9 protein-coding genes and 1 pseudogene are annotated in these 10976 nt (G+C 74.6%); 4 read left to right on the forward strand and 6 right to left on the reverse strand.

Features of this window, described 5'->3' with window-relative positions; genetic code table 11:
* From ABZ914_RS37430 to ABZ914_RS37440, 3 genes and pseudogenes are all read right to left on the reverse strand, one after another.
* Positions 1-526 (reverse strand): annotated as a pseudogene (locus tag ABZ914_RS37430) (hypothetical protein); the annotation flags it as partial.
* Between the two features lie 73 nt (positions 527-599).
* Entirely contained in the window at positions 600-1244 is a 645-nt protein-coding gene (locus tag ABZ914_RS37435; RefSeq protein ID WP_190865405.1) for a LuxR C-terminal-related transcriptional regulator, read from the reverse strand.
* Positions 1208-2536: a sensor histidine kinase gene (locus tag ABZ914_RS37440; RefSeq protein WP_500199116.1), complete on the reverse strand. Its 1329-nt coding sequence runs from the start codon at positions 2534-2536 to the stop codon at positions 1208-1210. The genes ABZ914_RS37435 and ABZ914_RS37440 overlap by 37 nt, the downstream gene beginning before the upstream one ends.
* A 196-nt stretch (positions 2537-2732) precedes the next feature.
* On the opposite strand from ABZ914_RS37440, the gene ABZ914_RS37445 reads away from it, so the two are divergent.
* A complete protein-coding gene (locus ABZ914_RS37445) occupies positions 2733-4937 on the forward strand; it encodes an MMPL family transporter (protein WP_500199118.1) in 2205 nt (734 codons plus the stop codon).
* A gap of 16 nt (positions 4938-4953) precedes the next feature.
* Here ABZ914_RS37445 and ABZ914_RS37450 read toward each other — a convergent pair whose 3' ends face one another.
* A complete protein-coding gene (locus ABZ914_RS37450; protein ID WP_500199120.1) occupies positions 4954-6192 on the reverse strand; it encodes an RDD family protein in 1239 nt (412 codons plus the stop codon).
* Positions 6193-6391: 199 nt separating this feature from the next.
* Here ABZ914_RS37450 and ABZ914_RS37455 point away from each other — a divergent pair, with 199 nt between their 5' ends.
* On the forward strand, positions 6392-7822 hold the full coding sequence (locus ABZ914_RS37455; protein ID WP_500199121.1) for an MDR family MFS transporter: 1431 nt from the start codon (positions 6392-6394) through the stop codon (positions 7820-7822).
* Complete coding sequence (mca, locus tag ABZ914_RS37460; protein WP_500199122.1) at positions 7819-8709, forward strand: mycothiol conjugate amidase Mca; 891 nt, start codon at positions 7819-7821, stop codon at positions 8707-8709. The genes ABZ914_RS37455 and mca overlap by 4 nt, the downstream gene beginning before the upstream one ends.
* Here mca and ABZ914_RS37465 read toward each other — a convergent pair.
* Positions 8706-9554, reverse strand: coding sequence for a polysaccharide deacetylase family protein (locus ABZ914_RS37465; protein WP_387027972.1), 849 nt, complete (start codon positions 9552-9554; stop codon positions 8706-8708). The two genes, mca and ABZ914_RS37465, sit on opposite strands and share 4 nt — an antisense overlap.
* A 107-nt stretch (positions 9555-9661) precedes the next feature.
* Between ABZ914_RS37465 and ABZ914_RS37470 the strand changes: the two genes are divergently transcribed.
* Positions 9662-10471, forward strand: coding sequence for an ABC transporter permease (locus tag ABZ914_RS37470; RefSeq protein WP_500199124.1), 810 nt, complete (start codon positions 9662-9664; stop codon positions 10469-10471).
* On the opposite strand, the gene ABZ914_RS37475 is transcribed toward ABZ914_RS37470, so the two are convergent.
* Positions 10395-10907, reverse strand: a complete 513-nt coding sequence (locus ABZ914_RS37475) for a helix-turn-helix domain-containing protein (RefSeq protein ID WP_500199125.1) — start codon at positions 10905-10907, stop codon at positions 10395-10397. The genes ABZ914_RS37470 and ABZ914_RS37475 overlap by 77 nt on opposite strands.
* Between the last annotated feature and the right edge of the window lie 69 nt (positions 10908-10976).

Genomic DNA, 10976 nt, shown 5'->3' on the forward strand with positions numbered 1-10976 from the left:
CGAGGAACCGCTCGAACGGGCCGGCCAGCGCGGCGCGGGCGGCGTCGGGCGCGGCGGTGAGGGACGCGGCGACGAGGTCGGCGGGCTCCGCGCCGAGCGACGCGGCGACGGCCTGGTCGAGCCGCGCGACCAGGTGCGCGCGGAGCGCGGCGACGTCCGCGGCGAGCCGTTCGAGGTCCGCCTTCTGGCGGTTCAGCCGCTCGTTGACCTCCGGCACCATCCGGTCGTTGATCTGCGCGACCAGCGAGCCGATCCGGTCGTCGGTCTCGCGCAGCGACTCGGCCAGCCGGTCCTGCCCGGCGGCGAGCGGCGCCAGCTCCGCGGTCCGCTCGGCGGTGAGCCGCTCCAGCCGCTCGCGCTGCGCGGAGCGGAAGTGCTCCAGCTCGTCGCGGGTGTCCTTGAGCGCGGTGAGCTGGGTGCGGATGTCGGCGATCTCCGGTGCGCCGGCCCGCCGCCTGCGGTCGAACGCCAGGTAGAGCTCGCGGCCCGCGATCGCCAGGCAGAGCAGGACCAGGATCACCTTCATCGCGCCCTCCCAAGGGCCCCTTTTCGCCCGAGCAACATAGTTCACCGCGCGGGGGCCCCGGTAGTCCGCTCCGTCAGTGGTTGAGGTAGGCCAGGACGGCGAGGACGCGGCGGTTGGTGTCGTCGGTGACGGGCAGGTCGAGCTTGGCGAAGATGTTCGCGGTGTGCTTGGTGACGGCGCGCTCGGTCACGACCAGCCGCTCCGCGATCGCCGCGTTCGAGCGGCCCTGCGCCATCAGCTCCAGCACCTCGGTCTCGCGGGGGGTGAGCCGGCCCAGCGGGGTGTCGCGGGTGCCGCTGGCGACCAGCCGGGAGATGACCTCGGGGTCCATCGCGGTGCCGCCGGAGGCGACCCGGCGGACCGCGTCGACGAACTGGGCGGTGTCGAACACCCGGTCCTTCAGCAGGTAGCCGATGCCGCCGGTGCCGTCGGCGAGCAGCTCCCGGGCGTACAGCTGCTCGACGTACTGCGACAGCACCAGCACCGGCAGGCCCGGGATCCGGCGGCGCGCCTCCAGCGCCGCCTGCAGGCCCTCGTCGGTGAAGGACGGCGGCAGGCGCACGTCGACCACCGCCACGTCCGGGCGGTGGTCGACCAGTGCCTTCAGCAGCGAGGGCCCGTTGTCGACGGCGTCGGCGATCTCGAAGCCGTGCGTCTCCAGGAGGCTGACGAGGCCCTCTCTCAGGAGGGCGAGGTCTTCGGCGAGGACAACGCGCACGGCAGCTCCAGCGTGACGATGGTCGGGCCGCCCACGGGGGAGTTGAGGGCGAGCACGCCGTCGAATGTACCGATCCGCCGCTCGATCCCGCGCAGCCCGGTGCCGCCGGCCAGGGACGCGCCGCCGTGCCCGTCGTCGGTGACGGTGATGCGCAGCATGCCCCGCTCGTGCCGCATGTCGACCCAGACGCGGGACGCGCCGGAGTGCTTGGCCGCGTTGGTGAGGATCTCCGACACCGCGAAGTAGGCGGCGGACTCGACCGGCGGCTCGGGGCGGGCCGGCAGGTCGGCGCTGACCTCGACGTGCAGCGGGTGGTCGAGGGCGAGCGCCTTCACCGCGTCGCCGATGCCGCGGTCGGCGAGCACCGGCGGGTGGATGCCGCGGACGAGGTCGCGCAGCTCGTGCAGCGCCTTCGCGGACGACTCGCGGGTCTGCGCCAGCAGGATCCGCGCCTTCTCGGGGTCCTTGTCGAGCAGGTGCTCGATCGCGCCGAGGCTCATGCCCATCGCGACGAGCCGGGCCTGCGCGCCGTCGTGCAGGTCGCGCTCGATGCGGCGCAGCTCGGCGGCGGACGCGTCCACCGCGTCGGAGCGGGTCTCGGTGAGGTGCTGGACGCGCAGCGCGAGCCGGGACTTCTCGGTCGGGCCGAGGACGGCCTTGCCCCACCGCCCGTACACCCGCATCATCGCCGGGCCGAGCAGGTGACCGGCGACGACGCACAGCGTGGCGACGACCAGCGTCGAGCCGACCCGTCCGGCGTCGCGGCCGTAGCCGTCGGTGACGTGGATGTAGGCGTACCAGTCGCTGCCGCCGTAGTGGCCGATCATGTCGCCGGCGAACGTCGCGACGGCGTACCCCCACAGCCCGTACAGGATGAGCATGCCGGGCAGCGCCGCGGTGAACAGCGCGACGAACGGGTCGGCGGCCACCCACAGGTAGTCCCGCCAGGTGGCGGGGTCGGAGGCGAGCGCCATGAAGCGGCGCACCGCGCCCTTGACCCCGGGCTCAGGCGCGGGCTCGGGGAGGTACGGCCGCTCGATCCGGTGGCCCGTCCAGCGCTCGATCTTGTCGCGGTACACGTCGAGCTGCTTGCGCAGCGCCATCGTCGCGGACGGGAACAGCAGGATCCCCACGAAGCTCGAGATCAGCGAGATGACCGTGATGAACCACAGGCCCACGAAGGTCGCCGGGATCCCCAGGAACCACAGCCCGAGCCCGCGCCAGGGCGTCTTCAGCCGCCGCTGCCAGGGGGCCTCGCTCACCGGGCGTTCGCTCACCGCGTGCTCGTTCACCGTGTTCCTCCGGTCGTCGCCTGCCGTCGTGCGTCCAGTCTCCGGCCGGCGTCCGTCCAGCACAGTGTGCCCGCAACCCGGACGAGGGGTGTACCTGGATACACCCCTGGACGGTGTTCAGGGCCATGTCGGCGGGGCCGCCGCCCCTATTGGCTTCTTGGTGTCACCCCGCACCGACGACCCCCAGGGGACTCCCATGAGAAGGAACCTCGCCGCCGCGCTCGGCGGCTGGAGCGCGCGGCACCGGATGGCGGCCGTCCTCGGCTGGCTGCTGTTCGTCGTCCTGGCCTCGGTGCTGGGCGGCGCGGCGGGCCAGACCACGATGGCCGAGCACGAGCAGGGCGCCGGACGGTCGGCGCACGCCGAGAAGATCATCGACGACGCGGGCATCGACGACCCCGACTCGGAGACCGTGCTGGTCACCGGGCCCGCGGGGGCGCCGGAGACGGCCCGCGCCGTCGCGGCCGTCCGGGCGAACGTGCGGGCCACCGGGAAGATCACGGACCTGCGGCCGGACACGGTCGCGCGGGACCGGCGGCACGTGATCGTCCAGTTCACGCTGAAGAAGGCGCCGGACGGCGCGCCCGACCCGCTGCCCGCCGTCGAGGGCGCGGTCGCGAAGGCGCAGCGCGACAACCCGGGGGTGACGATCGGCGAGTTCGGCGGCGCGACGGCGGGCGCCTGGTTCGACAACGCGCTCGGCAAGGACTTCAAGCGCGCCGAGATGACGGCGGTGCCGCTGGCGATCGGGATCCTGCTCGTCGCGTTCGGCGCGCTGCTCGCCGCCGTCCTGCCGGTGGTGCTGGCGTTCACCGCCTACCTCGCGGCGGGCGGGCTGCTGGCCGTCGCCAGCCACGCGGTGCACGTGGACGACACGACGAACTCGGTGATGCTGCTGATGGGCCTCGCCGTCGGCGTCGACTACTGCCTGTTCTACCTGCAGCGTGAGCGCGAGGAGCGGCGCCGCGGCCGGGACCGGGAGGCCGCGCTGGCGATCGCCGCGGCCACCTCGGGACGGTCCGTGCTGGTCTCCGGCGTCACCGTCATGATCGCGATGTCCGGGATGTTCCTGTCCGGGCTGCTGCTGTTCAAGGGATTCGCGGTCGCGACGATCCTGGTCGTGTGCATCGCGATGCTCGGCTCGGTGACGGTGCTGCCCGCGCTGCTGTCGCTGCTCGGCGACAAGGTGGAGTTCGGCCGGATCCGGCTGCCGCGCCGGCGCGGAGCGGGCCGCGGTGAGCGCGCCGGTCGTCGCGGTGAGCGAGCCGGGGTCGTGGGGACGCTGCTCAAGCCCGTCCTGGCGCGTCCCGGGATCGCGGCGGTGCTGTCGGCGGGGCTGCTGCTGGCGCTGGCGGCGCCCGCGCTCGGCATGAAGACCGCGAAGCTCGGCATCGACCAGCAGGTCCCGCCCGGCGAGCGGATCGCGCGGACCTACACGGAGCTGAACAAGGCGTTCCCCGGCAACCCGGCGCCCGCGAACGTCGTGGTGAAGGCCCGCGACATCGACGCCCCGCAGGTGAAGGCGGCGATCGGGGAGCTGAAGCGGCGCGCCCTCGCGTCCGGCGAGATGAACGCGCCGATCGAGGTGACCGTGCACCGGAAGGCGAACGTCGCGGAGATCGAGGTGCCGCTCGCCGGCTCCGGGTCGGACGCCGCCTCGAAGCACGCGCTGCGGACGCTGCGGGACACGATCGTCCCGCAGACCGTCGGACGGGTCGCGGACGCGCCGGTGAGCGGGCAGCTCGCCTGGTCCACCGACTACAACGCGCAGCTCAGGCACGCGATCGTGCCGGTGTTCCTGTTCGTCATGGGCGTCACGTTCCTGCTGATGCTGGTGTTCTTCCGGTCCCCCGTCATCGCGCTGACCGCGATCGGCCTGAACCTGCTGTCGGTGGGCGCCGCGTACGGGGTGATGGTCGCGGTGTTCCAGCACGGCTGGGGGGACTCGCTGGTCGGGACGCGGGGCGCGGGCGCGCTGGAGTCGTGGATCCCGCTGTTCGTGTTCGTGGTGCTGTTCGGGCTGTCGATGGACTACCACGTGTTCGTGGTGTCGCGGATCCGCGAGGCCCGGGACCGGGGGCTCGACACCGCCCGCGCGGTCGGCGAGGGCGTCCGCGCCACCGCCGGGGTCGTGACCAGCGCCGCCGTCATCATGGTCGCCACGTTCGCGATCTTCGGGACGCTGTCGATGCAGGACTTCAAGCAGCTCGGCGTCGGCCTGGCGGTGGCGGTGCTGATCGACGCGACCGTCGTCCGGATCGTGCTGCTGCCCGCCGTGATGGCGCTGCTCGGCCGCGCGAACTGGTACCTGCCGCGCTGGCTGGGGTGGCTGCCGCGGGTCTCGCACGGCGAGGCCGCGCCCGTCCCGGCATCGGCGCCGCCCGCCGTCCCGGTCCCCTAGCCCTCCTCGGCCGGCCCTAGCCGGGCGGCGGCTGCTCGTACGGCTGCCGGAACGCGTCGTCCGGCGCGGGATGGCCGTACGGAGGCTGCTGCGGCGGCGGGGCCGGCTGCTGTACCGGTTGCTGGGCCGGGGGCGGCGGGAAGGCCGGTTGCGGGAGGGCCGGCGGGGGCGGGGGTAGGGCGGGCTGTGCCGGTTGCTCGACGGCACGGCCCGCCCTGCGCTCCTGGTAGGCGTCCCGGATGCGGCCGCCGAACCGCTTGCCCGCGTCCTGCACCTGCTGCGCGCGCTCGCTCGCCGCGACCTCGCGCAGCTTCCCGGCGGACTGCCGGCCGAGTTCCCGCAGCCGCTCGGCCCGCTCGGACTCGATCGCCTGCTGCACGCGCTCGTGCTGGGCGAGCCGCGCGGCGTTGTCGCGGGCGGCCTGCCCCACCACCTGCCCCGCGGCCTGGGCGCCGTCCCACGCGATGACGGCGCCCTGCCGCGCGGCCGCCGCGGCGCGCCGGTAGGCGCCCGCCCGCATGACGACGGTGCCGCCCACGAGGTCGGCGAGCGTGCGCCGCCGCCGGCCGGCGAGCGCGGGCAGGCTGTTGGCCAGGAAGGCGAGGACCGCGAGCGTCCACAGCAGGACGGCGAAGAAGAACAGGCCCTCGAGAAGGAGCACCCAGGCGAGCGCGTAGAGGCCGGTGCCCGACGCGGTCGTGAGCAGCGCCCGGCGCAGCGCGCGGCCCTTGCCAGGACCGGCCTCCGCGGAGGCGTGCCGGACGCGCAGGTCCATCGCGGCCTTCCCGGCCGTCCGCCCGGTCCAGGCGAGCCCGACGAACTGGTGGAGCAGTTCCGCGAGGACGAGCAGCAGCAGGGCCTGCTCGACGGCGGTGACGAACGTGCCCCAGGCCCCCGCGCCGAGCTCGCCCGCGGCCTTCGCCACGCTCCCGCCGGACACCAGCAGCTCGAACCCCGCCGACAATGCCTTGCGCGGCAGGTCCTCGGCGACGTAGGACTGCAGCCGCCCCCATGTCACGCCCGCGAGCAGCACGGCCACGCCGACCAGGATCGCGGCGTCGATCGACCAGGCCAGCAGCCGCCGGCCGCGGGGTGCCGCCTCGCTCGCGGGCCCGGACGGCCCGGGTGGCTCATACGTCCCGTATGGCGCATACGGCGTGTACGGCGCCGGGTGCGGTGGTGGAGCCGGGTGCGCGGGGCCCTGGTACGGGCCGCGATAGGGCTCGGGGAACGGGGAGGGCGGAGGGCCGTGCACGCGGGAACCCCTCTGGCTCGATGGAGATCATCGCGATCCTAGGGACCCCGCTCCCCGGCCGCCATCGGTTGACCGCGACTTGCCAGCGGGAGGCGCTCGTCTGCACCGATCCAAAACTAGGTTGAGGCTAAAAATAGCCTTGACCAAGTAAGTGGACTGAGCCTAAAGTTCGGTTCGACCTACTTACTTGGAGGTGTCCATGACCGCGCCCTCCCGCGCGCCCGCCGCGCCGGCCGCCGCCCCGGAACGGCTCGACCCGGCGCTGCTGAAGACGTCGTTCGTGCTGGTCCTCGGGCCGATCCTCGCCCTGCTCGACACGACGATCGTCGGCGTCGGCCTGGACGCGGTCGCCCGCGACCTCGGCGGCCCCGTCACGACCCTGCAGTGGGTGTCCGCCGGGTACCTGCTGGCGATCTCGATGGTGATGCCGCTCGCCGGCTGGGCGAGCGACCGGTTCGGCGCGCGGACGATGTGGATGACGTCCGTCGCGCTGTTCACCGCCGGGTCCGCGCTGTGCGGGCTCGCCTGGTCGGCCGGGAGCCTGATCGCGTTCCGGGTGCTCCAGGGGATCGGCGGCGGGCTGATCCAGCCGATCGGCCAGTCGATCGTCGTGCGGGCCGCCGGGCCGAAGCGGCTCGGCCGGGTCTTCGGCGTCACCGTCCTGCCGCTGACGTTCGCGCCCGTCCTCGGGCCGGTGCTCGGCGGGCTCATCGTCGAGCGGCTCGACTGGCGCTGGATGTTCCTGGTGAACGTCCCGCTCGGCCTGCTCACGCTGGTGCTCGCGGCCCGGTACGTCCCCGCGTTCGCCGGCGCCGCCGCCGGGGCGGCGCGGCGGCTGGACGTCCGCGGCCTCGCCCTGCTGTCGCCCGGCCTCGCCGCCGTCGTCTACGGCTTCTCCGAGGTCGGGACGGCCGGGTTCGGCGCGGCCCGCGTCGCCGTCCCGCTCGCCGCCGGGACGGTCCTGCTCGCCGGATACGGTGTCCACGCCCTGCGCCGCCGCGGCGCGGCGCTGATCGACCTCGGCCTGTTCGCCCGGCGCGGCTTCGCGGTCGCGACGGCCAACTCGTTCCTGCAGGGCGCCGCGCTCTACAGCTCCATGCTCCTGCTCCCGCTCTACTACCAGCAGGTCGAGCACGTGTCCGCGCTGGACGCCGGGCTGCTGCTCGCGCCGCAGGCCCTCGCCACCGCCGTCGTGACGCTCCTCGCGTCGCGGCTGGCCGACCGGATGGCGCCGCGCCCGCTGATTCTCACCGGGATCGCCGTCACCGTCGCCGGGACGGTCGCGTTCACGCAGGTCGGCTCGCACCCGGCGGGCTGGCTGCTGGTGCTGTCGCTGATGCTGCGCGGCGCGGGCCTCGCCCTCGTGATGGCGCCCGGCATGGCGGCCGTCTACGCGAGCGTCCGCCCGGACGAGACCGCCCGCGCCGCCGGAGCCGTCAACACCGTCAACCGGGTCGGGGGCTCGCTCGGCACCGCGGTGCTGGCCGTCGTCCTGCAGCGCTCGCTCGGCCACCACGCACCGGCCGCCGCGTACGGCGCCACGTTCTGGTGGGTGGTCGGGCTGTCCGCCCTGACGCTGATCCCCGCCTTCTTCTACCCCTCCCGCGACTCCCGGAAGGAGCGCGCATGAACCTGCGCATCACCCGCGAAGAGCGGCCGCGGCTGCTGACCGTCCACGCCCACCCGGACGACGAGTCGAGCAAGGGCGCCGCGACGCTCGCCAAGTACGCCGCCGAGGGCGCGGACGTCCTGGTCGCGACCTGCACGGGCGGGGAGCGCGGCAGCGTCCTCAACCCGGCGCTCGACCGGCCGGAGGTCCGCGCGGACCTGCCCGCGATCCGGCGCCGCGAGATGGAGGCGGCGCGGCGGATCCTCGGCGTCCGGCAGCGGTTCCTCGGCTTCACCGACTCGGGCCTGCCGGGCGACGGCGAGGCGCTGCCGGCGGGCTGCTTCGCGCTGGAGCCGCTCGCGGACGCGGCGCGCCCGCTCGTCGCGCTCATCCGCGAGTTCCGCCCGCACGTCGTGGTCACCTACGACGAGACCGGCGGGTACCCGCACCCCGACCACATCAAGACGCACGAGGTCACGGCGGAGGCGTTCGACGCCGCCGCGGACCCGGAGCGCTACCCCGGGACGGGACGTCCATGGCGGCCGGCGAAGCTGTACTACCAGGGCGCGTTCTCGCGCGACTGGTTCCAGGCGCTGCACGACGGGATGCTCGCACGCGGCCTGGAGTCGCCGATGGGGCCGGTGCTCGCGGAATGGCCCGACGGCGCCGCACCTCTGGAGATCACCACGCGCGTCCCGTGCGCGGAGTACTTCCCCGTCCGGGACCGGGCCCTCCTCGCCCACGCCACGCAGGTCGACCCGCACGCCGGGTTCATGCTGCACCCGCGCGACGTCGAGCGGGAGGTCTGGCCCACCGAGGACTACCGGCTCGCCCGCTCGCACGTCGAGACGCCGCTGCCGGAGGACGACCTGTTCGCCGGCCTCCGCCCGCCCGCCGCCGTGCGCTAGAGCGCGACGAAGGTGAGGCCGCGCTTCTTCATCTTCGGGATGACCTTGCGCAGCGCCGCGATGGTCTGCGAGCGGTCACCGCCGCCGTCGTGGCACAGCATGATGTTGCCGGCCTTGCCGCGCAGCATCGTCCGGCGGATGTGCCCGACGCCCGGCCGGGACCAGTCGCGCGGGTCGACCGCCCAGTCGATCGGCAGCATGTTGTGCTCGGCGACGAGCTCCAGGATCGTCTTCGACCACGCGCCGCCCGGCGAGCGGAAGAACTGCGGCTCGATGCCGGTGGTGTCGGCGATCCGGTCGCGCGCCTGCATCATCTCCTTCTTGACCCGCTTCCTCGGCAGGCCCGCGATGGTGATGGGGTGCGTCTCGGTGTGGTTGCAGATCTGGTGGCCGGCGGCGGCGACCCGGCGCACCAGCTTCGGCCACTCCTTCACCTGCTCGCCGATCATGAAGAAGGTCGCGTGGATCTCGTGCTCGGCCAGCAGGTCGAGCACCTTCGGCGTGTACTCCGGATGCGGGCCGTCGTCGATGGTGAGCGCGATCGTCTTCGGCGGCGGCGCCGGGGACAGCTGCGTCAGCTCGCGGACGGGCGTCTCCAGCGCGGTCAGCCGCGCCGTGGTCCACGACGCGGGGCGCGGCGTCGGCGTCGGGGACGGCGTCGGCGTCGGCTTCGGATGGATGACGGGCCGGGCCCGCGGCATGGGCACGGACGGCTTCGCCGAGGCGCGCGCCCCATGGGACGGATGCGCCTCGTCCGCGCCGATCGCGGTGAGGCCGACGGCGGCGGCCCCCATCAGCCAGAGCGCTCTGCGGCGGGACGTCCCGCCTGCCTCCACGTCCTCCACAAGTCCCACGCTATCGGGCTTTTCGCGTCCTTGAGCGGCCTTGCGGATCACAATCGACTCAAATGGGAAGAGCAGTTACAGAAGATCGTTTGGTCCGGGGGGTGGGGATGAGCGCGGGGCCCGCGGTCGGACCACTCCTGGCGATCGTCCTGGGCTCGCTCGCGGTGGCCGCGGCGGCGCTCGCGCGGTTCGGCCGGCTCGGTCTCGGACGGGACCTGGTGGTCGTCGCCGTGCGCGCGACGGTGCAGCTCGCGGCGGTGTCCGCGCTGATCGCGGCGGTGCTGCGCGACGCCGGCTACACGGCCGCGTTCATCGCCGGCATGGTGGTCATCGCCGTGGTGACGGCGGGCCGCCGCATCACCGGCGCGCTGCGCGCCGGCGCATGGACGACCGCGCTGCCGATCGTCGCGGGCGTCGCGCCCGTCCTCGCGCTGCTGCTCGCGTCGCGGCTCGTCCCGTTCCGCACCGTGTCGGTGCTGCCGATCGCCGGCATCTTCATCGGCGGCGCCATGTCGGCGACCGGGCTGACCGGGCGGCGCGCGCTCGACGAGCTGGCCACGCGGCGCGGCGAGTACGAGGGCGGGCTCGCGCTCGGGCTGATGCCGCGGGACGCGGCGATGGAGGTGTGCCGCCCGGCCGCCGCGCTCGCGCTGTTCCCCGTGCTCGACCAGACCCGGACGGTCGGGCTCGTCACGCTGCCCGGCGCGTTCGTCGGCGTGCTGCTCGGCGGCGCCGACCCCGTCCAGGCGGGCGCGACGCAGCTGCTGGTGCTCATCGGGCTGCTCGCCATCGAGGTCATCGCGGTGCTCATCACGCTCGAACTCGTCGCGGCGGGCGTCCTCACCCGGGCGGGCCGGCGGCCGCCGGACGGCCGTAGTCGGCGGAGATGGCGTCCGCGGTCGCGAGCAGGCCGGTGAGGTCGCCGCCGTCCGGGACGGTCACCGCCGCCACCACGTCTCCCGCCGCGTCGCGGACCGGCGCGGCGGCGTAGCGGCCGGGCGCGCCCGCGCGCGCCAGGTCGTCGAGCAGCGCGGGCGGGCCGGTGACCAGGCGGGCCGCGCCGCCGGTCGCCGCGTTCAGCCGCGCCAGGTGCGGCGTCGCGTCGGCGCGCACGTCGCGGGCGCCGGGACGGCCGGGGGCGTCGGCGAGCGCGGCGAGCTCCCCGAGCCGCGCGCCGAGGTGGAAGCGGTGGTTCTCGTCGCGGCGCACGAAGCGCTCGGCCTCCAGCGTGCGCAGCAGCCGCAGGACGGTCGTCTTGTGGACGCCGAGCCGGCCGGCCAGCTCGTCCAGGTTGCGCGGGCCGTCGCCGAGCTCGATCAGGATGCTCAGCCCGCGTCCGAGGCTCTGGCTCATCGGGTTCCCTCCTCCCGGCGGCCGATGCCGGAGCGCAGCGTACCCGCGGCCCCGCACCGCCGGAGCCGC

It is taken from the genome of Spirillospora sp. NPDC046719 (assembly GCF_040645715.1).
Classification (GTDB): domain Bacteria; phylum Actinomycetota; class Actinomycetes; order Streptosporangiales; family Streptosporangiaceae; genus Spirillospora.

Excerpts from the sequence above, each read along its gene's own strand:
- ABZ914_RS37445 (WP_500199118.1), top strand. The coding sequence starts at position 2,733 with ATGAGAAGGAACCTCGCCGCCGCGCTCGGCGGCTGGAGCGCGCGGCAC.
- ABZ914_RS37455 (WP_500199121.1), top strand. The coding sequence starts at position 6,392 with ATGACCGCGCCCTCCCGCGCGCCCGCCGCGCCGGCCGCCGCCCCGGAA.
- mca (WP_500199122.1), top strand. The coding sequence starts at position 7,819 with ATGAACCTGCGCATCACCCGCGAAGAGCGGCCGCGGCTGCTGACCGTC.
- ABZ914_RS37470 (WP_500199124.1), top strand. The coding sequence starts at position 9,662 with ATGAGCGCGGGGCCCGCGGTCGGACCACTCCTGGCGATCGTCCTGGGC.
- ABZ914_RS37475 (WP_500199125.1), bottom strand. The coding sequence starts at position 10,907 with ATGAGCCAGAGCCTCGGACGCGGGCTGAGCATCCTGATCGAGCTCGGC.